Source organism: Actinokineospora terrae (assembly GCF_900111175.1).
GTDB lineage: Bacteria > Actinomycetota > Actinomycetes > Mycobacteriales > Pseudonocardiaceae > Actinokineospora > Actinokineospora terrae.
In genome coordinates, this window is the sequence record NZ_FOGI01000012.1 from 111,290 (window position 1) to 135,470 (window position 24,181).

20 protein-coding genes are annotated in these 24,181 nt (G+C 71.7%); 7 read left to right on the forward strand and 13 right to left on the reverse strand.

Going from position 1 to position 24,181, the window contains the following annotated elements; all coding sequences use genetic code 11:
* Window positions 1-152: 152 nt before the first annotated feature.
* Both BMY07_RS25995 and BMY07_RS26000 read left to right on the forward strand, forming a co-directional pair.
* Window positions 153-1,175: an FtsX-like permease family protein gene (locus BMY07_RS25995; RefSeq protein WP_092784116.1), complete on the forward strand. Its 1,023-nt coding sequence runs from the start codon at window positions 153-155 to the stop codon at window positions 1,173-1,175.
* Complete coding sequence (locus BMY07_RS26000) at window positions 1,172-1,825, forward strand: ABC transporter ATP-binding protein (protein WP_092784119.1); 654 nt, start codon at window positions 1,172-1,174, stop codon at window positions 1,823-1,825. The genes BMY07_RS25995 and BMY07_RS26000 overlap by 4 nt, the downstream gene beginning before the upstream one ends.
* On the opposite strand, the gene BMY07_RS26005 is transcribed toward BMY07_RS26000, so the two are convergent.
* The 3 genes from BMY07_RS26005 to BMY07_RS26015 form a co-directional block, all read right to left on the reverse strand.
* On the reverse strand, window positions 1,812-3,278 hold the full coding sequence (locus tag BMY07_RS26005) for a substrate-binding domain-containing protein (RefSeq protein WP_177215773.1): 1,467 nt from the start codon (window positions 3,276-3,278) through the stop codon (window positions 1,812-1,814). The genes BMY07_RS26000 and BMY07_RS26005 overlap by 14 nt on opposite strands.
* A gap of 103 nt (window positions 3,279-3,381) precedes the next feature.
* Window positions 3,382-3,939: a hypothetical protein gene (locus BMY07_RS26010; RefSeq protein ID WP_092784125.1), complete on the reverse strand. Its 558-nt coding sequence runs from the start codon at window positions 3,937-3,939 to the stop codon at window positions 3,382-3,384.
* 138 nt (window positions 3,940-4,077) lie between these two features.
* Complete coding sequence (locus BMY07_RS26015) at window positions 4,078-4,524, reverse strand: L,D-transpeptidase (protein ID WP_092784128.1); 447 nt, start codon at window positions 4,522-4,524, stop codon at window positions 4,078-4,080.
* 156 nt (window positions 4,525-4,680) lie between these two features.
* Here BMY07_RS26015 and BMY07_RS26020 point away from each other — a divergent pair, with 156 nt between their 5' ends.
* Together BMY07_RS26020 and BMY07_RS26025 are read left to right on the forward strand one after the other, a co-directional pair.
* A complete protein-coding gene (locus tag BMY07_RS26020; RefSeq protein ID WP_092784131.1) occupies window positions 4,681-4,875 on the forward strand; it encodes a hypothetical protein in 195 nt (64 codons plus the stop codon).
* Window positions 4,876-4,937: 62 nt separating this feature from the next.
* Window positions 4,938-5,591 (forward strand): DUF998 domain-containing protein, encoded by a 654-nt coding sequence (locus BMY07_RS26025; RefSeq protein WP_092784134.1) that lies wholly within the window; start codon window positions 4,938-4,940, stop codon window positions 5,589-5,591.
* Window positions 5,592-5,630: 39 nt separating this feature from the next.
* Here the strand turns inward: BMY07_RS26025 and metK are convergent, their stop codons facing one another.
* The 4 genes from metK to BMY07_RS26045 all read right to left on the reverse strand — a co-directional run bounded on the left by metK (window position 5,631) and on the right by BMY07_RS26045 (window position 11,761).
* Window positions 5,631-6,812: a methionine adenosyltransferase gene (metK, locus tag BMY07_RS26030; protein ID WP_143073658.1), complete on the reverse strand. Its 1,182-nt coding sequence runs from the start codon at window positions 6,810-6,812 to the stop codon at window positions 5,631-5,633.
* A 44-nt stretch (window positions 6,813-6,856) separates the two neighbouring features.
* A complete protein-coding gene (locus tag BMY07_RS26035) occupies window positions 6,857-7,564 on the reverse strand; it encodes a methyltransferase (protein WP_092784140.1) in 708 nt (235 codons plus the stop codon).
* Window positions 7,565-7,601: 37 nt separating this feature from the next.
* A complete protein-coding gene (gene car / locus BMY07_RS26040) occupies window positions 7,602-11,009 on the reverse strand; it encodes a carboxylic acid reductase (protein ID WP_281245092.1) in 3,408 nt (1,135 codons plus the stop codon).
* Window positions 11,010-11,281: 272 nt separating this feature from the next.
* Window positions 11,282-11,761, reverse strand: a complete 480-nt coding sequence (locus BMY07_RS26045; RefSeq protein ID WP_425426354.1) for a MarR family winged helix-turn-helix transcriptional regulator — start codon at window positions 11,759-11,761, stop codon at window positions 11,282-11,284.
* 371 nt (window positions 11,762-12,132) lie between these two features.
* Here BMY07_RS26045 and BMY07_RS26050 point away from each other — a divergent pair, with 371 nt between their 5' ends.
* Entirely contained in the window at window positions 12,133-13,560 is a 1,428-nt protein-coding gene (locus BMY07_RS26050; RefSeq protein WP_092784143.1) for an MFS transporter, read from the forward strand.
* Window positions 13,561-13,741: 181 nt separating this feature from the next.
* Window positions 13,742-15,721 (forward strand): helix-turn-helix domain-containing protein, encoded by a 1,980-nt coding sequence (locus BMY07_RS26055; protein WP_092784146.1) that lies wholly within the window; start codon window positions 13,742-13,744, stop codon window positions 15,719-15,721.
* 7 nt (window positions 15,722-15,728) lie between these two features.
* Here BMY07_RS26055 and BMY07_RS26060 read toward each other — a convergent pair whose 3' ends face one another.
* The 6 genes from BMY07_RS26060 to BMY07_RS26085 all read right to left on the reverse strand — a co-directional run bounded on the left by BMY07_RS26060 (window position 15,729) and on the right by BMY07_RS26085 (window position 22,295).
* On the reverse strand, window positions 15,729-16,493 hold the full coding sequence (locus BMY07_RS26060; RefSeq protein ID WP_092784149.1) for an amino acid ABC transporter ATP-binding protein: 765 nt from the start codon (window positions 16,491-16,493) through the stop codon (window positions 15,729-15,731).
* Complete coding sequence (locus BMY07_RS26065; protein ID WP_092784152.1) at window positions 16,486-17,358, reverse strand: amino acid ABC transporter permease; 873 nt, start codon at window positions 17,356-17,358, stop codon at window positions 16,486-16,488. The genes BMY07_RS26060 and BMY07_RS26065 overlap by 8 nt, the downstream gene beginning before the upstream one ends.
* The gene (locus tag BMY07_RS26070) at window positions 17,355-18,113 is read right to left on the reverse strand and encodes a transporter substrate-binding domain-containing protein (RefSeq protein WP_177215774.1); all 759 of its coding nucleotides are present in this window, start codon (window positions 18,111-18,113) and stop codon (window positions 17,355-17,357) included. The genes BMY07_RS26065 and BMY07_RS26070 overlap by 4 nt, the downstream gene beginning before the upstream one ends.
* Before the next feature lie 407 nt (window positions 18,114-18,520).
* The gene (locus tag BMY07_RS26075; protein WP_281245093.1) at window positions 18,521-20,440 is read right to left on the reverse strand and encodes an anthranilate synthase family protein; all 1,920 of its coding nucleotides are present in this window, start codon (window positions 20,438-20,440) and stop codon (window positions 18,521-18,523) included.
* A complete protein-coding gene (locus tag BMY07_RS26080; protein WP_092784158.1) occupies window positions 20,437-21,090 on the reverse strand; it encodes an isochorismatase family protein in 654 nt (217 codons plus the stop codon). Before BMY07_RS26080 ends, BMY07_RS26075 begins: the two co-directional genes overlap by 4 nt.
* Window positions 21,091-21,131: 41 nt before the next feature.
* Entirely contained in the window at window positions 21,132-22,295 is a 1,164-nt protein-coding gene (locus tag BMY07_RS26085) for a 3-deoxy-7-phosphoheptulonate synthase (RefSeq protein ID WP_177215775.1), read from the reverse strand.
* Window positions 22,296-22,660: 365 nt separating this feature from the next.
* Here BMY07_RS26085 and BMY07_RS26090 point away from each other — a divergent pair, with 365 nt between their 5' ends.
* Complete coding sequence (locus tag BMY07_RS26090; protein WP_245782668.1) at window positions 22,661-23,794, forward strand: IS701 family transposase; 1,134 nt, start codon at window positions 22,661-22,663, stop codon at window positions 23,792-23,794.
* The last annotated feature ends 387 nt before the right edge of the window (window positions 23,795-24,181 follow it).

The window sequence follows — 24,181 nt, forward strand, 5'->3', positions numbered from 1 at the left end:
CATCAATCAAAAGGTTGAGCCGGGACGGCACCGGACGGCCACCGGGAGGCGATCACCGGACCGATGCCGCGGCACGCCCCCGGCGGCAGGCTGACGACGTCACCACACCGGGCCCGTGGTGGCGAACGCGACCGAGGTGGAGGAGATGGCCGGTGTTCGTGGCGTGGCGGGAGTTGTGGTTCGCGCGGGGGCGGTTCGGGTTGTTGGTGGGGGTGGTGGGGTTGATAACCGTGTTGGTGGGGTTGTTGTCGGGGTTGACGGCGGGGTTGGCCGGGCGGAACACGTCGGCGGTCCTGGGGTTGCCCGGGGACCACGTGGTGTTCGCCGGGCCGGACGCGGGGTTCGGGGGGACCGGGGTGGACGAGGCGAGCGCGCGGGCGTGGGCCGGGACGGCCGGGGTGCGGTGGGTGGAGCCGTTGCGGGTGGAGATGGGGCGAGCGGTGGCGAGTGGGCGGAGTGCGGCGGTCGCGGTGTTCGCCGTGCCGGTCGGGTCGGGGTTGCGGGACGTCGAGCCGGGGAGTGCGGTGGTGGCGGCGGCGGTCGCGCAGGAGTTGGGGGTTCGGGACGGGGAGCGGATCACCTTGGGTGACAGGACGTCCGTGGCGCGGGTGGCGAACGACACCCAGTACTTCAGCCACGCGCCGGTCGTGTGGGTGCCGGTGGAGCCGGGCAGCGGGTTCTCGGTCCTCGTCCTGTCCACATCGGACTGCGACATCGCGGCGGCGGACCAGCGGATCGGGACGGCGACCGAGGGCATCGACGACGCCGTAGGCCGGATCGGGTCGTTCGCGGCGGAGAACGGGTCGCTCGTGTTGATGCGCGGGTTCCTGTTCGCGATCTCGGCGCTGGTGGTGGGCGCGTTCTTCACGGTCTGGACCATCCAGCGCTCACCGGACACCGCGGTGCTCAAGGCACTCGGCGCGTCCACTGCGTACCTGCTGCGCGACGCACTCGGCCAGGCGGCGGTACTCCTCGTCCTGGGAACCGCGATCGGCACGGGCATCGCCGCGGCGGTCGGCGCGCTGCTCGGGGACGCGGTGCCGTTCGTGCTCGACCCCGCCACGCTCGCCGGTCCCGCCGCCGTGCTCGTCGGCCTCGGGCTCGCGGGCGCCGCGCTCGCCATCCGCCGGGTCACCTCGGTGGACCCCCTGACCGCGCTGGGAAGTGCCCGATGAGCCTCACCCTGGACGCCATCACCCTCACCTACCCCGACGGCGACCGGCGGCTCACCGCCCTGGACGCGGTGGACCTGCACGTCCCCGCGGGCACCGTGACCGCCGTGGTCGGCCCGTCCGGTTCGGGCAAGTCGAGCCTGCTCGCCGTCGCCGCCACCCTGGTCCGGCCGGACTCGGGGCGGGTCGTCATCGGCGGCGACCGCGTCGACGGCCGTGGCCGATCGGCGCTCACGGCCCTGCGCAGGCGCTCGATCGGGATCGTGTTCCAGCAACCGAACCTGCTGCCCGCGCTCACCGCCGCCGAGCAACTCCGCGTCATGTCCCACTTGGACGGTCGGCGCGGCGACGCGGCCCTGCTCGCCGAGGTGGGCCTCGAGGACCTGGCCCACCGCCGCCCGCACCAGCTCTCCGGCGGCCAACGCCAACGCGTGAACATCGCCCGCGCCCTGGTCAACCGCCCCCAGGTCCTCCTGGTCGACGAGCCGACCAGCGCGCTGGACCACGCCAGGGGCGCCGCCATCATCGACCTCATCACCGCCAAGACCCGCGAGCACGGCACCGCGACCGTGCTCGTCACCCACGACCGCACCCACCTGGCGGGCGTGGACCAGGTCGTCGAACTGGTCGACGGCCGGGTCAGATCGCGGTGAGGGTGAGCACAGCGGTGTAGTCGCCCGCATAGGTGCTGGTGGGCACCCACAGGTCGAGCCGCGCGGTCAGCTTCGCGGTGCCCGCTCCCCTGGCCGCGACAGCCAGGACGCGCGCGGTCGACAGGTCGGTGACCGCGCCGGGCGTGATCACCTGCCCCGGGGCCTGTTCGAGGACCATCGGCGTCCACGCGGCGTTGGACCGGGCGATGGTGCCCGACGGGCTGGTGAAGTCGGTGAGCTGCCCGGACAGCGACCACCCGGGGTCGCCTGCCCGGGTGTCGGTGATCGTGATGGTGCGCAACCGACCCGAGGTGGTGAGGATCGAACCGTCCGGGGACATCACCGGGGACGGGAGCGCGACGCCGCCCGCCTCGACCGACATCAGCAACTCCCCCGCCTCGACCTCCGTCCCCAGTGTCTGCGTCGGCCGGGCCGGACCGCAGGAGATGCCGAGCGCGGCGGCACTCGCCGACACCCGGGCCTGCGGCAGCGGCGTCATTCCCAGGGCGAGGCCACCAGCCTGCCCCTCGCACAGCGCGTACCTGGCGAACCGCTGGATCTCACTGCCCACAGTGGCGGGAACAACCAGGTAGACGTGCATGACGAGCGGGTAGGCGCCGAAGGTCGGTCCGGTGTGGACCGGCCGGTAGTCGATGGACCCGTCGGCGAGCTGCCGCGCCTGGCCGAGTCCGACCTGGACGGTGTCGGTTGTCGGTGCCACGTAGACGCCCGCGCCGCTCCGCAGGGTCGCCTGCGGCAGGTTCAGGGCCTGGCCGTAGGAACGTTCGAGGTAGCCGATGGACCCGTTGGTCTGGCGCGCGTAGTTCCCGACCCCGATCGCGCCCGGCACGGCGGTGATCCCCGGCAGGCTCGGGTAGGTGCTCGTCGCCCCGCAGCCGGGGCAGGCGGTCTGCCACAGCGCGGGTTGGGTCGAGTCCAGCCAGTCGGTGAACCGCGCGGTCGTCGAGGTGGCCTCGGCCCGGACCACCGGCCGGATGGGCAGCGGCGGCAGCGTGATGTCACTGTTCTCCGCCACGATCGCCGGGTCGTCCCACCTGGTCACCGCGCCGGTGAAGATCTTCGCGGTGGTGGCGGTGGACAGCCGGATGCCCTGGACCCGGACACCGCGGACGCTCACGTTGTAGACGACGCTGATGCCCTGCGCGGCGATCGGGACGTAGCGCAGCGGTCGCGTCGTGGGCACACCCGCCTGGGCTGCGGTGGACTCCGACAGGGCGAAGTCGGCCCGACCCGCGTCGAACTCGGCCAGCCCGGCCGCGGCGCCGATCCCGGAGTACGCGAGCGACGGCACCCCGACCCGCCACTGCTCGACGAGGGTGGTCATCGTCGTCGTGCCCACCCCCACCAGCCGCTCCGCCTGCGCGGTCCCGGTGGGCGCGCCCACCAGCAGCCCCACGAGGACGACGCAGACGACTGAGAACGCTCTCCGCACAGCAACACTCCCCAGGTTCACGTCGACGCGGCAACCTCGCACACGTGCGTGAACGGTGGTGCGCCCGTGGGTGAACGACGAACGGACCAGATGGACGAACGGACTAGATGACGGTCAAGGTCAAGGTGGCCTCGTACCCGGCCGCGGCCGGGAGCAGCAGCCGGTAGCCCGCGGTCAGCCGGGCCGTGCCCCGCCCGGCGGCCGGGTCGGCGGCGGCCAGCAGGCCGCTGCCGCGCATGCCGATGGTCGACTTCCCCAGGGTCAGCACCTGCACCGCGGACTGGTCGACCACCGCGGGCGTCCACGACAGCGGCGTCCCGCCGGACTCGTCGTCGAACTGGCCGGACAGGCTCCACCCCGGGTCGGCCGCCCTGGTGTCGACCACCGTCAACCCGGGCAGCGTCCCCGCGGTGGTGTACCAGGATCCGGCGAAGTGGGGCTCGGGCAGTGCCACCGGGCCGCGCTCGACCGACAGCAGCAGGTCACCGTCCACCACCTGCACCGAGATCGTCTGCGACAGGCCTGCCTGCGACACAGCGCTCTCTGATACGGCGTTCTGTGATACGGCGGTCTGCGGCACAGCGACCTGCGACGAGTCGGCCCACGCGGTGCCCGACGACCCGACCAGCAGCAGCACGGCGAGCGCCACCACACGACCCATCTGCGACTTCTTCCCCACTGGTGCCGCGCCGACACCGATCGACGCACCGTCGCAGACCCGGGTGAACCCGCGTCGACCAGCACCGCAACAACGGACGAAGGCGGGCCCGGGATCTCCCGGGCCCGCCGACGCGAACACCTAGGCGACCACCTCGACCACGTCCCCCGGGGCGAGGTTGTCGTAGAACACCCGGGCTGCCTCCGGCGACAGGTGGATGCAGCCGTGCGAGAGCTGCGACAGGCTGCCCTCGTGGAATGCCACCCCGGTCGTGGTGAAGAAGACCGAGAACGGCATCGGGCCGTCGAAGGAGTGGCTCCAGTGGTCGATGTCCTTGTAGGTGACCTTGAAGCTGCCCTTCGGCGTGCGGTAGCCGGGTTTGCCGCTGGTGATGGGGACCGACCCGTAGGTCACGGCCCCGCCGTTCATCAGCCACGCGGCGTTGGCGCCCAACGCGACGCACGCCCGCGCGGCGGGACCGCACGGGGCGGGTGATGCCGCCGCCTGCGGGGCCATCGCCACCAGACCCGCGGTGCTCATCGCCGCCGCGATCGCGGCGACACCGACGCTCTTGCGCAGAGATCCCATGATCGACCTCCCATCCACCCGCCGTCGGCGGGCTCGTGTTTGGTGTTCCTCGGGGATCAGGGGGCTGCCTGCGAGGTACCCGTTCCGGGGCCGGGTCAACCGTCCACGATTCGAGAAGGGGCGCGCGGAGCCGGGTGCGCGCGCCAGAATCCCGGGATGCCGAGGCTGATCCGGGAATGGCGCGCCACACTGGGCCGCGCGGTCACCACGCTGGGCACGGTCCTGTACCCGCACCCGGACTTCCTGTGCGCGCCGCCGCGACCGCACCCGCCGCTGCCGGGGCACCCGGAGCTGCTCGGGACGGCGCCGAGCAGGGCCGAAAGGGCGGTTCTGCGGGCACTGTCGGGGTGAAAACCGGACCGGGGAGTTATCTTTTCGTCAACCAGCGCGAAACACTCCCCCCGGAGGCGGCCATGGTCGCGACACCCACCCACCGGAGTTCCCCGCACCAGTCCCTGGTGCACTCGTACCTGTTCCTGCGCCGCGCGATCGGGGTGATCGGGCTCGGGCTGCCCGTCGTGCTGATCGTCGGCAACCTCGTCCTCGGCGACGGGATGCGAGTGTCGATCAGCGGCTACTACTACAGCGAGGTGCGCGACCTGATGGTCGGCGCGATGTGCGCGGTCGGCGTGTTCCTGTTCTCCTACCGGGGTTACGAGCCGATCGACAACATCGTGTCGAACGTCGCCGCGGCGGCCGCGGTGGGTATCGCGATCTTCCCGACCGCCCCGGCGCACCCGATGGGCGGCGACGGGTTCGTGAGCCTGCTGCACCTGGTCAGCTCGGTGGTGTTCTTCCTGTCGCTGGCGTACTTCAGCCTGGTGCTGTTCCGCCGCTCCGACGACCCGACGCCCACCCCGGCCAAGCGGGCCCGCAACCGGGTGTACCTGGCCTGCGGGGTGGTCATGCTGGTGTGCCTGGGTTCGCTCGCGGCGAGCATCTGGCTCTTCGACGCGGCCACCGCGAGCACGCGGCCCGCGCTGTGGCTGGAGTCGATCGCGATCGTCGCGTTCGGCGTGTCCTGGCTGACCAAGGGCGAGGCCATCCTCAGCGACCACCCCAGCTGAGGCCGCGGGCGGGCCACCCGCGGGTGGCCCGCCCTGCTCTCAGTCGGTGGCGGCCTGCTTGAGGGCGTCGGCGCGATCCGTGCGCTCCCAGGGCAGGTCCAGCTCCGGGCGGCCGAAGTGGCCGTACGCGGCGGTCTGCGCGTAGATCGGGCGCAGCAGGTCCAGGTCGCGGATGATCGCCGCCGGGCGCAGGTCGAACACCTCGCGCACCGCGGCCTGGATCCGCGCCGGGTCGACCTTCTCCGTGCCGAAGGTCTCCACGAACAGACCAACTGGGGCGGCCTTGCCGATCGCGTAGGCGACCTGCACCTCGATCCGGTCCGCCAACCCCGCCGCCACCGCGTTCTTCGCCACCCACCGCATGGCGTAGGCAGCCGAGCGGTCCACCTTCGACGGGTCCTTGCCCGAGAACGCCCCACCGCCGTGCCGGGCCATGCCGCCGTAGGTGTCCACAATGATCTTGCGGCCGGTCAGCCCCGCGTCACCCATCGGACCGCCGATGACGAACCGGCCGGTCGGGTTCACCAGCAGCCGCACCGAGTCGGTGTCCAGGTCGAGGTCCGCCAGTTCCGGCAGCACGACCCGGTCCCGGACGTCGACCCCGAGCAGCCGCTCCAGGTCGACTCCGTCGGCGTGCTGCGACGACACGACCACCGTGTCCAATCGGACCGCCCGGTCGCCGTCGTACTCGATGGTGACCTGGGTCTTGCCGTCCGGCCGCAGGTACGGCACCGAGCCGTCCGCGCGGACCCGCGTCAACCGCCGGGACAGCCGGTGCGCCAAGGCGATCGGCAGCGGCATCAGCTCCGGCGTGCCGGTGCACGCGTAGCCGAACATCAGGCCCTGGTCACCCGCGCCCTGGCGGTCGATCTCGTCGAGCGCGTTCTCCACCCGCGTCTCGTGCGCGGTGTCCACGCCCTGCGCGATGTCCGGGGACTGCGACCCGATGGCCACGTTCACGCCACACGAGTGCCCGTCGAACCCCTTGGCGGACGAGTCGTACCCGATGCGCAGGATCACCTCCCGGACGATGCTCGGGATGTCGACGTAGGCCTCGGTCGTCACCTCACCGGCGACGTGCACCTGGCCGGTGGTCACCAGGGTCTCCACCGCCACCCGCGACCGCGGGTCCTCGGCCAGCAGCGCGTCGAGCACCGAGTCGCTGATCGCGTCGCAGATCTTGTCCGGGTGGCCCTCGGTGACCGACTCGGACGTGAACAACCGTGTGGACACTGCTCTCCCTCTCGTGGGCGGCGCGCGGCCGGTCAGCGGCGGACGATCTCGAAGACCTTGTAGGTGACCTGCTCACCGGCGAGCACGCGGCTGGAGCTGTCGAGCAGCGCCAGGGCAACGCCCGTGTCCTCGGCCAACCCGGCCACCCGGGAGAAGTCGCCCAGGGTGTTGAAGGTGACCAGCGCGCGGCCGCCGGGCAGCAGCCGGTCGGGCACCTCGGCGAGGTAGCGGCCGAGCGCGGCGTAGCCGGGGTCGAAGATGGCCCACTCGAAGTCCTGGGTGAACTCGAAGTCGCGCGGCGCCTCGAACACGCTGCAGTTCCAGAACACCGTGTCGTACTTGGCATCCGGGTCCAGGTCGGCGAACACGTCGCTCTTGCGCACGTGGGCGCGGTCGGCGATCCCGTGCCGTTCGACGTTGAGCGCGGCGCTGGCGACAGCGGTGTCGGTGATGTCGGTGGCGGTGACGTGTGCGCAGCCGTGCAGGGCGGCCCAGACGGCGGTGACGCCCGCGCCGCAGCCGATCTCCAGGAAGCTGCCGCCGAGCGGGTACGGGATGGCGGTCGTGTAGTACTCGGTCCCGGTGCCGGGGTGCGGGGCGTAGCAGCCGGGCACCACGTCCCACTCCAGGCCGAGCAGCTCGAAGGTGCTCGGCTGGGTGTTGCCCTCCGGGCCGAGCTCGTCGACGAGCTTGCGCCCGACGCGGTAGCGCTCGTCGAAGGTCGCTGACGGCTGGTTCATCGTTCTCCTCCTGGGCGGGTCAGGTGGCTCGCGCTGCTCACGCGGAGAGCAGGCGCTGGAGATCGGCGGCGTACTTGGCGATGTAGTCGCGCGTGAGCCGGGGGATGTCGCCGCCGGGGTCGACGCCCCCGGCCAGCACCGCGGCGCGGAAGCGCTCGGACGGGATGGCCGAGCCGCGCACGACCGGCTCCGGGTCGGCGAAGCGGTGCACGAGCGGCAGCGCCGAGTGCGCCCGCCTGGCCTCGGGCAGGCCGCGCAGCGCGGTCTCGAAGCGGCGGGCCCAGTCGGCGTGGTCGGCGATCCGCTCGATCCGGTGTCCCGCCTCGGTGAGCCAGTCGACGACGGTGTCCAGGGAGACGCCGTCGTCGTGCGGGTTGACCAGGCTGTAGGTGCGGTAGCCGCGTGCATCGGCGGACGGGCCTAGTGCGACGATCGAGGCGGCGGTGAAGTCGACCGGGAGACCGTCGTAGTGCGAGCCGCCGTCGCCATCGTTGCCGTAGAACGACTTCGGGGCGATGCCGGTGGCCAGGACGCTGAACAGCAGCCGGGTGAGCACGTCCGGCACGTTGAGCTGACCGGTGTAGCGGCGGTGGGCGAGGATCATGTTCGACCGGAACACGGTGACCGGCAGCCCGCACAGCTCGTGCGCGTCGCGCAGCAACACCTCACCGGCCCACTTGCTGGTCGAGTACCCGCCCGCATATCCCTCGTGGACCGGTTGCGTCGGCAGCGCGTCGCGCACGTCCGGGTCCTCGCCGAGGGGTTCCCCGGCGCGGGAGGTGGCGACGGCGACGCTGGAGACGTAGGTGAACTGCTTGAGCTTGGTGGTGATGCCCAGCCGCACGAGTTCGGCCGTGCCGACGACGTTGGCCTCGAACAGGTGGTTGTAGGGCAGCACGTGGTTGACGTGGGCGCCAGCGTGCACGATGTGGTCGACCTCGGTGGCGAGCCGGTCCCAGGTCGGCTGGTCCAGATCCAGCCGCGGTTCGGCGATGTCGCCTGCCAGGACCTCCAGGTGCGGTTCCAGAGCGCCGACGGTGGCGACCAACTCGTCGTCGCCGGTGTCGAACGCCGCCAGCAAACGCTTTCGCGCCGCCGCGGAGTCCTTGCCGCGCACCACGCACACGAGCTTGCCGCCGACAGGTGCCAGGCGCCGCAACCACTCCAGCGCGAGGAAGCGCCCGAGGTAGCCGCTCGCACCGGTGAGCAGCACGACCCTCGGGTCCGCCTCGGCCCTGGGCAGCGCGCGGGCCCCGGTGATCAGGTCGGCGTCGAGGAACTTGTCGAGCGCCAGGTCGTTGGCGCGGACCTCGTCGGTGGCGTCGCCGTGCACCGCGGCGAACGTCGGTCGGTCCACTGAGGACTCGCGCTTCGCCTCGATGTAGGCGGCCAGTTGGCGCAGGTCGGTGGCCGGGCTGACCAGGACGTCGATCGGGACCTGGATGGCGTAGATGTCGTTGAGCAGCGTGGCGAACGGCACCGCGGACAGCGAGTCGCCGCCCAGGTCGCGGAAGTGCGAGTCCGGGTCGACCTCGGAGCCGGACAGCAGGGCGCGCGCGGCCCGCTGCACGGTCTCCAGCACCGGCCGCTCGGCACCGGTGCGGCGGATGTCGAGCAGCTCCTCGGACTCGCGGTCGGAGATGCTCCGGTAGAGGTCTTCGAGCCGCTCGCGGTAGTGCTCCAACAGCTGCGGGCGCAGAAGTTTGCGGTGGTCGGAGAGCAGGCCGTTGGCCTGGCTGAACGGCTCGGTCTCGACGAGGAACTCGCGCGGGATCTCGTAGGAGTTGAGGCCCGCTTCCTTGGCCACGGCCTGGAAGGACTCGCTCAGCCGCTCCTTGACCGCGATCGAGGCGGCGCCGTAGCGCTCCAGCGTCTCGGGGGTGGGGACGACGACGGCGAGCAGGTAGGAGCGGGCGCTGTTGCCGTAGACGAAGATCTGGCGCACCAGCGGGCTGGTGCCGAAGGTGGCCTCCAGGCTGGGCAACGCCACGAACTCGCCCTGGGAGAGCTTGAGCACGCTGTTGCGCCGGTCCAGGATCGCGAGCCGGTCGGGCTCGACCTCGGCGACGATGTCCCCGGTCTTGTAGTAGCCGTCCTCGTCGAACAGGGTGGCGGAGACCTCGGGTTGCTTGTAGTAGCCCGGGATCACCGAGTCGGTCTTGATCAGCAGCTCGCCGCGCGGGTGCGGGGTGTCGGTGCGGTAGTAGCCCAGCTCCGGGACGTCGACGATCTTGTAGTCGAGCACCGGCGGGCGCAGCATCCTCCCGTCGACCGAGACACCCGCGATCTCCGTCGCGCCGTAGAGGATGTGCAGCTCCAGGCCGAGCAGGCCCTCGATGAAGACGCGCAGCTCCTCCGACAGCGGCGCCGAACCGCAACTGGCCCAGGCGATCCGGCCGCCGAGCACGCGGTCGCGCATGTCCTTGGTGACCAGCGCCTCGACCTGCTCGCGATCACCGCCGCCGACGACGCGCCGGTCGACCTCGCTGCGGTGGTACTGGTAGAGCATCTCGCACACCCGGGGCACCAGCGACAGCTCGGTCGGCCTGGCCAGCGCGATGTCGTCGAGGAAGGTCGACAGGTCGCCGCTAGCCATGAAGTAGCTGATCCCGCCGCGCGCCAACGTGTTCTTGACCGAGGAGTGCCCGGCGACGTGGCTCATCGGCATGTAGTGGAAGGTGACCGCCTGGATCTCGGAGAACAGCGCGGCCCACCCGCCGCCGCCGAACATGGCGCCGACCAGCTTCTCGGTGTACATGGCGCCCTTGGGGGTGCCGGTGCTGCCGGAGGTGTAGACGAGCATGGTCAGCGGGTCGTCACCGTCCTCGGCGGCGAAGTGCGGTGCCTCCGGCAGGTCCGACCCGCGGGCGACGAGGTCGGCGAAGGGCTCGATGGCCACTCCCCTGCCCGCGTCGGCCAGGCGCGCGCCCGCGGCCTCGACCCGTTCGCGCTGGTCGTCGACCTCGGGCAGGTAGTCGAACACCACGAGCCGTCGCACCGAGGCGCCGCCGAGCACCAGGTCGACGGCGACGTCGATCCGGTCGAGGCTGGCCGCCACCACGGTCGGCTCGGTCTCGGCGACGATCGCCGCCAACTGGCCGAACGGCGCGCTGGTCTGCAACGGGACGGTGACCGCGCCGCGCAGGACGCAAGCGAGGTCCAGGGTCGTGTAGTCGCGGCCGGCGAACCCGAGGAAGGCCACCCGCTCCCCCGGTGCCATCGCGTGCGCGTCCTGGACCCTCAGCTCGGTCGCGACCGCGCGCACCCTGGCCCACAGCTGGGCGAAGGTGGTGGTCTCGTACCGGTCCAGCAGGCGCAGCGAGGTCCGCCCGGTGCCCGGGTCGCGGGTGAGCTCCCTGGCTCGCTCCCCCACCGCGGGCCGGTCGGCGTACCGGTCCATCACCGCTGCCACGGTCTGCGTCAGGCGCATTCTGGGTCTCCACATTCGCCTCACCGGGCGGCCCGGGGCGCGTGGAGGCGCCAGGGGACCCGGTGCTCGGTCGGGATCAGATCGGCATCGCACGGCGACCGCCCTGCCGGACCTCGGCGTCGGCGCGTGTCGCTCACCGTTACGCCAACCGACGCTACCCAGCCCGGTGGCGGCCTCCCAGCAACCGGCGCCGGATCTGTCACATCGGCAGGTTGTGGCCGCGCCCGCCGCCCCGGGGCGCGCGAGAGCCCCGGACCCGCCTCGGGTCCGGGGTTACCGGGAGTGACCTACAGGACCCTGGCGGGCAGGGTGGGCAACGCGGCGAGCGCGTCGACCAGCGGCGCCAACTCCGGCAGCTCCGCGGCCGCCCGCAGCGCCTCGGCCAGCGAGTCGTCGTGGGTGGAGCGGGCCTGCTCGAGCACCGCGCGGCCCTCGGGGGTGACCTCGGTGTAGATGCCCCGCCGGTCGTCGGGGCACAGGTAGCGCTGCAGCATCCCGCGCCGCTCCAGGCGGGTGACCAGCCGCGTGGTGGCCGACTGGCTGAGCACCACCGCGCGGGAGAGCTGGGTCATCCGCAGGTAGCAGCCGGAGAACTCGTCCTGCCTGGACAGCACGTCGAGCAGGCTGTACTCGCTGACCGACAGGTCGTGGGCGCGCTGCAGCGCCCGTTCCAGCGCGTCCTCGATGCGGGCGTGCAGGGCCGCCAGGGTCCGCCAGCCCTGGGCCCTGGTCTCGGCGAGCTCGTCGGCGATCTCCACGAAGACCATCCCTCCTTGCGACCAACTGCTTGCGTACGGCATCATCAGCTGCGTGCAACATAGCGCGTGTGCAACTATCTCGGACGCCGGTAAAGCGCGCAGCTCCAGGTTACCCGGCTAGGGCAAGGCCAGGACAGCAGGCGGGCCGCGCCGAGGCGACTGCCCGCTCCACCCCGACCGGCGACGGCGGGGACGGGAGCGGGCCGGGTCGACCCCGCGCGCCGGTCGGCCGGTGGACCGGGCCACGGCTCGCGGTATGCCGACAAACGTCGGAGTCCAATTCCGGCACCCCAGTGAACTCAACTCGGTCCCGGACCAACAACTGATTCGGGGGCGGTCCTCGCCGTGTCCCGACCGGGGTCTTCGAAGGGTGGTATCAGATGTCGACCAGCTTGACTCCCGACGAACAGAAACGGGATGGCGAGGCGGCCGAGGGCGCCGCGGCAGAGGGCGGACCGGTGCGCTGGAAGGCGCGCCAGTGGATCCTGCTGTTCATATTCAGCGGCGCCATCATGCTCGACGGCCTCGAGAACTCGATGATCGCGGTGGCCATTCCGGAAATCCAGGCCGCGTTCGGCGTGAGCGCCGCGACCGCGCAGTGGGTGCCCGGTGCCTACATCCTGGCCTTCGGCGCGTTCCTGCTGCTGGGCGGCCGCTGCGCCGACCTGTTCGGCCGCAAGCGGGTGTTCGTGATCGGCATGGCCGTGTTCGCGGTCATCTCGCTGCTCGGCGCGTTCGCCGACGACGCGCTGCTGATCATCGTGACCCGGTTCGTCAAGGGCGTCGCGGCGGGCTTCACCGCGCCCGCGGCGATGTCGCTGCTGGCCACGACCTTCCGCGAGGGGCCGGAGCGCAACAAGGCGTTCGGCATCTTCAACGTCTTCGAGGCCTCCGGCTACTCCTCGGGCCTGCTCATCGGCGGCCTGCTCGCGGCGGTGAACTGGCGCAGCACGTTCGTGCTGCCCGCGGTGGTCGCGGTGCTGCTGATGCTGGGCGCGCTGAAGTACCTGCCCAAGGACCCGCCGCGCACCGAGCGGGCCCGGCTGGACATCGGCGGCGCGCTGACGCTGCTGCTCGGCATGCTGCTGCTGGTGTTCACGGTGGTCTCGGCGCCGGAGGTCGGCCTCGGCTCGTGGCGCTCGATCGGCGGTTTCGCGCTGTCGGCGGTGCTGCTGGTCTCCTTCGTGCTCATCGAGCGCAAGGTCGCCGACCCGCTGATCCGGCTGGGCATCTTCCGCGACCGCAACATCGTCGCCGCCAACGTCAGCTCCTTCCTGCTCTACGGCGGCGCGATGGCCTTCCAGTTCGTGCTGGCGCTGTACCTGCAGAACCTCAACGGCTGGGAGCCGTGGCACATGTCGTTCGTGCTGCTGCCCGCCGGTCTGATGGTGGTGGTGATCGGCCCGAAGCTCGGCGACCTGATGGAGCGCTTCGGGGTGAACAAGGTCCTGGTGGTGGGCCTGGTGTCGTTCATCCCGTGCTACCTGCTGCTGCTGCGCATCGGCCCGGAGCCCGCGCTGTGGACGGTGCTGGTGCCGGTGTCGGTCATCTGGGGCTTCGGCTTCGCGCTGAGCCTGGCGGCGCTGATGGTGTCGGGCACCAACGGCGTCTCCGACGAGGAGCAGGGCTTGGCGGCCGGTCTGCTCAACAGCTCGCTGCAGGTCGGTGGCGCGTTCGGCCTCGCGGTGGTGACCGCGGTGATCGTGCCCGCCGTCCAACTGGGCGACCTCTACCCCGGCGTCTGGGTGATCCTGGGCTTCGCGGTGCTCACGCTCGCCGCACAGGGCCTGCGCAAGAAAACCCCGTGATTCGCACAGCGGAACGAAATGTCCGGTGGGTGGGCGGCTCTCGCGCCCCCCGCCCACCGGGTGCGGTCTCCCACACCGGGCGGACGAACGCACAACGGACATTTTCGATAGGCTGAGGATGCGGCGAACAACACCGGTGACAAGCGACGCGGCCATCCGTACGGGTTAATAGTTCAAACGGGTGACCGCCACGAACTCGAACGCGGGCGGTGACCTCATGATGGGCCCTTTTGTGTCCCCGCAGCTGGCCTACAGCGGTGGCATCGACGAGTTATTGGAATTGCTGGCCAGCGGCGCGCCCGCGGATGTGTTCGAGCAGTTGCTCGACGACCGGGGGCATTCGGTGACCGGCACCGCGGCGGTCGACATGAAGGCCGCGGTGTGGCGCGCGATGCGGGTGCACGCCGAGATCCAGCGCGGCCGGGGCCGGGAGGCGGGGCTGTCGGCGCTGGTCGACGCGGCCAGGGAGCTGTCGGTGCCCTACGAGTCGGTCGACGGGCTGCTGCACGCGGTCGCCCGGCGCGCGCGGCACCTGCTGAGCATGGACATGGCCTACATCGCCCTGCTCGACGACGACCACGTCGAGGTGCGGGCCGCGGACGGGCACACCTCCGGGCTCGGCGTCGGGCTGCGGCTGCCCGCCGAGGGCGGCGTCACCTCCGCCGGTCAGCCCGCCACCGCCCCGTTCGCCACGCACGACCTGCTGACCGACGAGCGGATCCGGCTGACCGCGGCGTTCGGCGAGGTCGCCAGGGTCGAGGGGCTGCACGCGATGATCGCGGTCCCGCTGGAGCACGGCTCGACCCGGCAGCCGCCGAGCGGGGTGCTCTACGTCGCCAGCCGCAAGGTGCACCACTTCACCGCCGACGAGCGGTCGCTGATCGGGTCGCTCGGCATGCTCGCGGGCGCCTACCTGGAGACCACCCGGCAGCGGCTGGCCGCGCAGGCGCGGACCGCGGAGCTGCAGGCGAGCCTGCGGCAGGTCAACACGACCGCCGAGGGGGTCAGCGAGTACTGCGACCTGCAGGTGCGGCTGGTGGACATGCTGCTGGCCGACGAGGACCTGGCCGCGATGACCGGGTTCGCCGCGGACGCGCTGGGCGGGCGGGTGAGCGTCTACAACTCCGGCGGCGACCTGCTGGTCTCGGCCGGTGGCGAGCGGGAGGACGACTCGGGGGCGCTGGCGTGCGCGCTGGACATGGTCAGCGGGGAACCGGTGCGCACGGCCGACGGCAGCTGGGTGGCGCCGCTGTGCCGGGGGCGGGACTACGTGGGCGCGCTGGTGCTGCGGGTGCCGGACGAGCTGGGGGCGGCGCGGCGGTCGCGGCTGCGGTTGTTCGCGCGGATGGCGGTGCTGTTCATCCGGCAGGACAAGGTGGGCGCCGGGCTCGACGGGGAGGTGCGCGACCGGCTGCTCGACGACGCGCTGCGCGAGGAGCACCGGCTGCCCCGGCAGCTGGCCGAGCGGGCCAGGCGGATCGGGCTGGACCTGGCCGGGCCGTACCTGATGGTGGTGGCCAAACCGGACCCGGCGCAGCACTGCCGGGCCAACGCGTGGGCGGCGGGCTACACCCGGCGGATGGGCGGGCTGCGCAGCTTCCGCGACAGCCACCTGATCATGCTGCTGCCCGGCAGCGAGGCGGGCGCCCTGGCCAGGGACGTGTCCTCGGCGATGGCGCAGGCGCTGGGCGCCCCGGTGTCGGTCGGCGCGGCCGGTCCGCTCACCGGGCCCGAGTCGGTGTACCCGGGCTACCAGGAGGCGGTGCGCTGCCTGGACGCGGTGGTGGCGTTGGGCGTGACCGGCGGCGCGGCCTCGGTGCGGGAGCTGGGTTTCGTCGGTTCCCTGGTCTCGAGCAACCAGGACGTCGGCGGTTTCATCGACCAGGTCGTCGGCCCGGTCCTGGAGTACGACCGCGACCGCTTCACCGACCTCGTCCCCACCCTCCAGGCCTACTTCGAGGCGGGCGCCAGCCCCACCTACGCCGCCGAACGCCTGCACGTCCACACCAACACCGTCACCCGCCGCCTCGACCGCGTGAAGGACCTCCTCGGCCCGGACTGGCAGAAGCCCGCCCGCGCCCTGGAAATCCAACTCGCCCTCCGCCTCCTGCGCGTCCGAGACCTGCTCGCCGACCAAACCACCCCCGACACCGCGTCCTGACGGGGCTTCACCGGACATGGGTGAGGAACTCCCTGGTCCGCCGCTCCCGCGGCCGCTCCAAGACGTCGGCGGCGGGGCCTTGTTCGATGATGGTGCCGTGGTCGAGGAAGACGGCGCGGTCGGCGACGTCGCGGGCGAAGGTGATCTCGTGGGTGACGACGACCATGGTCATGCCGCCCGCGGCGAGGTGGCGCATGACGTCGAGGACCTCGCCGACGAGTTCGGGGTCGAGGGCGGAGGTCGGTTCGTCGAACAGCAGGACGGCCGGGGACATGGCCAGGGCGCGGGCGATGGCGACGCGTTGTTGTTGGCCGCCGGAGAGGTGGCGGGGGTAGGCGTCGGCGCGGTCGGCCAGGCCGACGGAGGTGAGCAGGTCGACGGCGCGGGTGCGCGCGACGGCCGGGGACTCGCGCCTCACCCGGAGCGGGGCCTCGACCACGTTCTCCAGCACCGTCATGTGCGGGAACAGGTTGAAGCCCTGGAACACCATGCCGAACCGGGCGCGCTGCCTGGCCAGTTCGCGGTCGCCGAGTTCGACCAGGCGGCCGCCGGACTCGCGGTAGCCGATGAGCTCGTCGCGGAGGAACACGGCGCCGCGGTCGAGGGGTTCGAGGTGGTTGATGGTGCGCAGCAGCGTGCTCTTGCCGGACCCGGACGGCCCCAGCAGGCACACCACCTCACCCTCGGCCACGTCGAGGTCGATGCCGCGCAGGACCTCGTGCCTGCCGTAGCTCTTGTGCACGTCGCGCAGCCGCAGCACGGTCTCACCCACGTCCGGTCCCCCGCGAGAATCGGCGTTCCAAGTGGTGTTGCACGACGTAGAGCACGCTGGTGACGATCAGGTACCAGGCGCTGGCGACCACCAGCAGCGGGATCGTCTTGAAGTTGTTGTTGTAGATGACCTGCACCGAGTACAGCAGCTCCGGCGTCGAGGTGACGCTGACCAGCGCGGAGGCCTTGAGCATGCTGATCACCTGGTTGCCGGTGGGCGGGATGACCACCCGCAGCGCCTGCGGCACCACCACCCGGCGCAGCGTCTGCCGGTGCGTCATGCCGAGCGCCTTCGCGGCCTCCGTCTGCCCGGGGTCAACCGACAGCAGCCCGCCGCGCACGACCTCTGCCATGTACGCGGCCTCGTTGAGCCCCAACGCGATCACGGCGGCGAGCAGCGGGGTGATCAGGTCGTTGGTGTCGACCTCGAACAAGGTCGGGCCGAACGGGATCTCCACCGCGATGGCGGGCACGAGCGCGGCCAGGTTGTACCAGAACAGGATGTGCACGAGCAGGGGCGTGCCGCGGAAGAACCACACGTACGACTTGGCCGCCCACGACACCACCGGCACCGGCGAGAGCCGCATGACCGCGAGGATCACCCCGCCGACGATGCCGCACGCCATGGCGATGGCGGTCAGCTCGACCGTGCGCGCGAGGCCGGCCAGCACGTCGGTGGACAGGAAGTACTCCCAGACCACGGACCAGTCCAGGTTCGGGCTGCGCACCACCACGCTGCCGATGTTGAGCAACGTCAACCCGATCACGGCGGCGGCCAGCCACCAGCCCAGGTGCAGCGGCGCCCTGGTTCGTCTACTGGTGTCGACTCTCGGCGGCGCGGCGGGTGGCCGGGTCTCGGTGGTCATCGGTCCCCCATCGGGTCGACGGCGGGGTTGAGCCGGGACTCGGGGATCGCGATGTCGGCCATGCCCCACTTGTCGAGCACGGCCCGGTACCGCCCGTCCGCGATCAGCTTGTTCACCGCGGCGCGCACTTTCTCGGTGTGCGGCGAGCCTTTCGGGAACCCGATCGCCTCGGGCAACCGCGCGAACTGGTACGGCTGCACGGTCAACCGCCCCGATTCCCGCGCCGAGTGCACGACCTCCGAGTACGACCCCATGAACACGTCCGCCCGCCCGGTCCCCGCAGCGAGCACGGCGGCGCTGCTGTCGGGGTAGAGGCTGCTGCGCGCCGGTGGTGCCCCGGTGGCCGCGCACTCCTCGTTGACCGCCTTGAGCTGCGGCTCGTACACCGACCCGGCGAGCGCCGCGACCGCCCGACCGCACAGGTCCGCGCCCGACCGGATCGCCACGCCACTGGCCGCCGCCGACGAGAACCCGGTGCCGACCGCGTCCACGGTGACCATGTCGATGATCCCGACCCGCTCAGCCGACACGGTCAGGTTCGCCGCGGCGATGTCGAACCGCCCGCTCCGCAGCCCGGGGATGATCGTGCTGAAGTTGTTGACCGGCACCACGTCGAACCGCAACCCGCTCTCCCGCGCGATCGGCTCCAACAACTCGATCATCCACCCGGTCAACCGCCCCGCGGCCGTGAACTCCGCGGGCGGGTAGTTGTTGAACACCGCCACCCGCACCGTCCGTCCACTCCCGACAGCCACCCCCTGCCCACCCTCCGCCTCCGGCCCACTAGCCGCCCGAACCGACAGACACCCCGCCGCCAACACCCCCACCAACCCGAACACCACAGCCCGCACCCGCCGCAGTTTCCGCAACCTGTCGGATCCTGTCCACAAGGCCAGACCTGTCCCCAGAAGCCCCACTCGCCGAGCGCGCGCCGCCTGCTGCCCCCGGTAGGCTGTATCTCGGGGGGTGCTCAGCGCCGCCGCCCAGTGCAGCGCCGCATTTCTCGGCTCTGACCTGCGGTTCTCGGTTCCAGGGCCACGCAGCGGGTTGTCCACGGGGTCGTTCGGGGACATCGGACTCCTCAGGGGGAACAGGGCGGCTCCGAGCGGGCTCCAGCAGGGGTGGGCGGCCCCCGCGGGGGATCGGGGGCCGCCCACCCGGGTCACCGGGGGTCGCGTTCCAGTGTCGCGGTCGTCGACCGGTAGGTGTCCGCGCTCACCCGGGGCATCGGGGCGGACGTGGTCAGTCCGGTCAGGAGTTCGCCCAGGATCGCGGGGCCGTCCTGGGTGAGCACCGATTCGGCGTGGAACTGGATGGACGCGAAGTGCGCGCCGCGCAGGGCGTGCACCTGCCCGGTCACCGGGTCGCGGCTGATCTCGATCAGGCCGGTGGCGTGGTCGAGCACGTCGACCGGGCTGGCCGCCGCGAACGTGTTGTAGAAGCCGACTCGCCGCCGGGTGCCGAACAGGTCGATCGGCAGTTGCGTGCCCTGGTTCGGCACGTCCCGCCGCACCAGGTCCAGGCCGAGGCGGGCGCTGAGCAGCTGGTGGCTCAGGCACACCGCGAAGAACGGCAACCGCAGCGCCAGCAACGAGTCCACCGCCGCCCCCAGGTGCGCGATCTTGGGGTGGTCCCGGTCGCGCGGATCCCCCGGCCCCGGCCCGAGCAGCACGAAGTCGTGGCCCGACAGCTCGTACGACTCGTCGAACCGCCGCACCTGCACCTGCAAACCCAACGCCCGCAACTGGTGCGCGAGCATCGAGGTGAACGTGTCCTCGGCGTCCACGATCAACACACGTCGACCCGCCAGCGCCGGGTCCACCGGAGCCCGATCAGCGGAGAGCCAGAAGTCGGCGATCCCGTCATTGCGCCCCGACAACGCCGCCCGCACGTCCGGGTGCTCAGCGAACTCAGGTCGATCCGTAGACCCGAGCGCCGCCAACAAACCGGCCGCCTTCGCCCGGGTCTCGGCCACCTCGGCGACCGGATCCGAGTGTCGGACCAGCGTCGCACCGACACCAATGTCCACTGTGCCCCGCGCGCTGATGTCCGCAGTGCGAATCAGGATCGACGAGTCCAGAACGGACTGACCCGCCGCATCACGCCCGATCAACGCGATCACCCCGCTGTAGTACCCGCGCGGCGCCGGCTCATACCGGCTGATCACCTTGCAAGCGCTCTCCAGTGGACTCCCGGTGACCGTAGGCGCGAACAGCGTCTCGCGCAGGATCTCCCGGGGATCGCGGTCGGTGTGCCCCTCGATGAAGTACTCGGTGTGCGCGAGCCGGGCCATCTCCCGCAGGTACGGCCCGACGACCCGGCCGCCGTCCGCGCAGATCCGGCCCATCATCTTGAGTTCCTCGTCGAGCACCATGTAGAGCTCGTCGGATTCCTTGCGGTCGGCCAGGAACTCCATCACCCCGTCGAGCGCGGGACCACTGGGCGGGTACCGGTAGGTACCGCTGATCGGGTTCATCACCGCCCGGCCGCCTGCAACGCTGATGTGCCGTTCCGGCGTGGCACCAACAAAAGCGCGATCACCGGTGTGCACGACGAACGTCCAATAGGCACCGGTCTCCTCGCGCAGCAGCCGCCGGAACAACGACAGCGCCGAGGACGGCGAGTAGCCCACGATGTCGGCGGTGTACGAGCGGCGGATGACGAAGTTCGCGCCCTCCCCGCTGCCGATCTCGTCGGCGACGACCCGCCGGACGATCTCCGCGTAGGTCTCGTCGTCGGTGTCGAACCGGCCGCGCTCCAACCGGAGCGGCACGACCGGCAACCGGGACAGCACATCGTCGAGCGCGAAGGTCGCCCGCTCGGTGACAGTCAGCGCCAGCAAGGGCTCCTGGTCGTCGCGGTGGGCGAAGCCGCGCTCGCGGATCTGGCGGTAGGGCACCAGGGCGAGCACATCGTGACGAGCACCGGGACCGGACGGCAGCGGGATGTCGGCCAACTGCCGCAGCGAGGTGATCTCGCCGACCAGGACGTCGACCTGGTCGCGGCCCGCCTCGGTGCGGTGCAGCAGCGCGAACGGCATCGACGGCGTGGCCAGGACGCGGTCGAGCAGGTCACCGGTCACAGCGCCACCCGCTCGGCGGCGCGGACCTGGTCGAGGAGCACGTCGGTCGTGGCCACCACGGCGCACCGCTCGGCGGCGTAGTCCACGGCCATCCGGTGGTAGCGCTCGGAGAAGTCGCCGAGCGCGTCGGCGACGAGGAACGTGCGGATGTCGTTGGTGTAGGCCTCGATCGCGGTGGCGAGCACCCCGACGTGGGCGTACACACCACAAAGGACGATCTGGTCACGTCCGTCCGCGCGCATCCTGGCCAGCAGGTCCGAGCGGAAGAACGCGCTGTAGCGCCACTTGGTGAACACCCAGTCGTCCACTTCGGGCGCGAGCTCGTCGACGACCTCGCGGTCACTGGGGTCCACCCGCATCCCCGGACCCCAGAAGTCCCGCAACAGACCGCGATCCTGCTCGGTCATGCCGCCGGGTTGGGCCGTGTAAGCGGTCCGCGCGCCACGTCCGCCCAGGTGCGAGCGCAGCGCCTCGATGTTGCCGACGATCCGATCGCGGGTGGCGGTCGCGAAAGGACGGACGAAGTAGCGCTGCATGTCGTGCACCAACAGCACCGTCCGCGTCGGATCCACTGTCCACGCCGCGGTGTTGGCCGGCAGGTCGGCCGCCGTGGGCAGCGGGTAGGGCTCGATCGGCGGGATGCCTGTCATGGGTGTTCCTCCGTCTTGCCTGGCGGGTGGGTGTGGTCGCCTCAGCCGGTCCACGCGGCGGCGGCGGTGATGGCCTGCCCGGGGTTGAGCCGGGGGTCGCAGAAGCTGGTGTACTTGTCGCCGACGTGCTCGGCGTTGGCCGGATCACTGGCGCACTCGGTGACATCGTCCGGCGTCGTCTCCAGGTGGAGACCACCGACGACACCGCCCCCGACGCGCACGGCGGTCTGGAAGCGCTGGATCTCGGCGACGACGGTCTCGACGTAGCGGGTCTTGAGGCCGTCCGGGGTGCGGGCGGTGTTGCCGTGCATCGGGTCGCACAGCCAGATCACCGGGTGCCCGGCCGCGCGCACGGCGGCGACCAGCGCGGGCAGCCGCTCGGCGACCAGGTCGGCGCCCATCCGGGAGATCAGCGTGAGCCTGCCCGGCTCGCGGTGCGGGTCGAGCCGCTCGGCGAGGGCGACCAGTTCGTCGGTGCTCATCCTCGGGCCGACCTTGCAGCCGACCGGGTTGGCCACGTCGGCGAGCAGGGCGACGTGCGCGCCGTCCACCTGGCGGGTCCGCTCGCCGATCCACGGCAGGTGCGTCGAGGCGAGGTAGGTGTCGCCGAGGCGGTCGCGGCGCAGCATCGGGACCTCGTAGTCGAGCAAGAGCGCCTCGTGACTGGTCCAGACCGGCGGGTCGGCGAGGTGGCGGGTGACGCCGCCGCCCCAGCCGAGCACCCTCGTCGCCATCCTGGCCGCGGCGTAACCGGCGAGCAGGCGGTCCGGGTCCGGCCTGCGGCCACGCGGGTCCGGCTCGGGGCTGTTGACCATGTGCCCGCGGTAGACCGGGAGTTCGACGCCGCCGACCACCTCGACCGGACTGGACCGGGGCTTGCCGAACTGGCCCGCGATCCGTCCTATTCGGACCACGGGCCGGTGGGTGGTCATCTTGAGCGCGCCCGCGAGCAGGTCGAGCAGACCGGCTTTGCGGGCCACGTAACCGGGTTCGCACTCGGCGAAGTCCTCGGCGCAGTCACCCGCCTGCACCACCACCGCCTCACCGGCGGCGACCACGGCCAACTGGGCGCGCAGTTGCCGCACCTCGTCGGCGGTGACCAGGCCGGGTCGGGCGGCGAGCTCGGTCCTGACCTCGCGCAGCCTGACCGGATCGGGCCAGTCCGGCTGCTGCAGGGCCGTCCTGGGCACGGTGTCGTGTCGCACAGCTGACTCCAATCGCGGGGACGACCGCCGTCTCCCCGGCGGCACCGCCGACCGCGCCCCGGCTCGGCACGCGGCCGGGCACCACTCGGTCGACGTCTGTGATCGTGCTGGCGCGCGGCGCACCCGGGCAACGAACCGGGTGGGGATCCGTCAAGTTCGCCGCCCGCCGCGGTGCAGAGCAAGGGGCTGGGCCGAACGGGCGCGTGCGCGGAGCACAACCGGTGCCTGCGACGGGGCGGGCGGGGTGGCGTCCGAGCACCACACAACACCCGATGTTGGTGTTCGACAAACCTAGGCACGCTCACGTTTACCGGCCACGGTGGACAGGGTCCGGTCCAGCGCACACCACGACACCAGGGGGAACCATGTCGTCAGGGAGCCAGGTCGCCGAGCGGGCGGCGGAGGAGTCGGTGCTGGAGCAGCTGTGCGCGACCCTGTTCGCGTCGCTGCCCCGCCACGACCAGCGGCGCAAGGGCGTCGAGTACCTCACCGGGCTGCTGCGCGCGACCGGGCGCAAGTCGATCCGCAACATCGCGCTGGCCATCGGCGACCAGGCGACCGAGCAGTACCTGCACCACTTCATCTGCGACTCGACCTGGGAGGCGGTCCCGGTGCGCCGGGCACTGGCCGAGCACGTGTGGCGGGTGGCGCCACCGCGGGCCTGGGTGGTCCGACCACTGCTCATCCCCAAGGCGGGCAGGCACTCGGTCGGCGTCGGCAAGCGCTTCGCCCCGGACCTGGGGCACACCCTCAACGCCCAGCAGGCCCTCGGCGTGTGGTCGGCGGCCGAGGACCTCACCGCCCCGGTCGACTGGCGGCTGCGGCTCTCGCCCGCGTGGGTCGGCGACGCGGGGCGGCGCAGCCGGGCGGCCATCCCGGACGGGGTGCGCGCCGAGTCGGAACTGGAGTGCGGGGTGGAGGCGTACCTGGGCGTGGCCCGCTTCCGGGACCGCCCCCTGGTGATCGACGGCCGCGGCCACGACGTGGGCACCGCGCTGACCCGATTACGCCGCGCGGGTGCGCCGCTGCTGATGCGGGTGAGCGGAACCCACCGGTTCACCGCCCCGCTACTGGGCCCCGACCCCCTGTCTGCCAGGCAGGTCATGTCCGCCCTGCACGCCGCCCGCAGGCCCGTCGCAGGCCACTGGCCGCTCCTGGCCGCCACCTCCCGCGTCCACACCCCCGACTCGGACGACCTCGTCCTGCTGGGCATCGGCTCCGCGGGCCACACCTGGCCCACCCAACTCTGGCTGTCGAACCAACCAGCGGTCCCCGCCGCCGACCTGGTCCGCACCAGCCTCCTGCTGCCCCGAGTCGACCACGACTTCGCCCGCTACGCCGACCGAGCAGGCACCCGAGACTTCACCGGCCGCTCCTTCGCGGGCTGGCACCGCCACATGACCCTGGCCTCCGCCGCCCACACCATCCTCGCCACCGCCGACGCCCGCACCACCCCGAGGCCGGTAACCCTCCCCCAGCAACGCACTTGGCACCCATAGCCGCACTACCACCGCGCCTCGGACCTGCCTCCACCGCATCGCAAGGCGCCCCAGGCGTTGGCCTCCACACCCCCAACCACGGCGGCCTCTACGCGCCCATCGCAGGCATTGGTCCCAACGGCACCACATCGGCATTGGTCCTCTATGCGCCCCACACAGGCGTTGGCCTCAACGCGCCCCTCTGCGACGTTGGCCGACGAGCGCTCCTCGGATCCGCTGGTGCCAAGCCGGCTCGATGGGGTGGACTTGTTTTGTGTGGGGGAACACCAGTCGTAGCGTCGTTCGCGGACAGGGCCATGCTTTTCGGCCCCTGCTTTGCGGTCCTGCCACGGCTGGTGCCGGGGCCCCGCACAAAACAAGTCCACCGCATCGAGCCTGGCTCGAAAC

Excerpts from the sequence above, each read along its gene's own strand:
- BMY07_RS26090 (WP_245782668.1), top strand. The coding sequence starts at position 22,661 with ATGTCGTCAGGGAGCCAGGTCGCCGAGCGGGCGGCGGAGGAGTCGGTG.
- car (WP_281245092.1), bottom strand. The coding sequence starts at position 11,009 with ATGTGGAGACCCAGAATGCGCCTGACGCAGACCGTGGCAGCGGTGATG.
- BMY07_RS26045 (WP_425426354.1), bottom strand. The coding sequence starts at position 11,761 with ATGGTCTTCGTGGAGATCGCCGACGAGCTCGCCGAGACCAGGGCCCAG.
- BMY07_RS26010 (WP_092784125.1), bottom strand. The coding sequence starts at position 3,939 with ATGGGTCGTGTGGTGGCGCTCGCCGTGCTGCTGCTGGTCGGGTCGTCG.
- BMY07_RS26025 (WP_092784134.1), top strand. The coding sequence starts at position 4,938 with ATGGTCGCGACACCCACCCACCGGAGTTCCCCGCACCAGTCCCTGGTG.
- BMY07_RS26000 (WP_092784119.1), top strand. The coding sequence starts at position 1,172 with ATGAGCCTCACCCTGGACGCCATCACCCTCACCTACCCCGACGGCGAC.
- BMY07_RS26015 (WP_092784128.1), bottom strand. The coding sequence starts at position 4,524 with ATGGGATCTCTGCGCAAGAGCGTCGGTGTCGCCGCGATCGCGGCGGCG.
- BMY07_RS26020 (WP_092784131.1), top strand. The coding sequence starts at position 4,681 with ATGCCGAGGCTGATCCGGGAATGGCGCGCCACACTGGGCCGCGCGGTC.
- BMY07_RS26080 (WP_092784158.1), bottom strand. The coding sequence starts at position 21,090 with ATGACAGGCATCCCGCCGATCGAGCCCTACCCGCTGCCCACGGCGGCC.
- BMY07_RS26065 (WP_092784152.1), bottom strand. The coding sequence starts at position 17,358 with ATGACCACCGAGACCCGGCCACCCGCCGCGCCGCCGAGAGTCGACACC.
- BMY07_RS26050 (WP_092784143.1), top strand. The coding sequence starts at position 12,133 with ATGTCGACCAGCTTGACTCCCGACGAACAGAAACGGGATGGCGAGGCG.
- BMY07_RS26035 (WP_092784140.1), bottom strand. The coding sequence starts at position 7,564 with ATGAACCAGCCGTCAGCGACCTTCGACGAGCGCTACCGCGTCGGGCGC.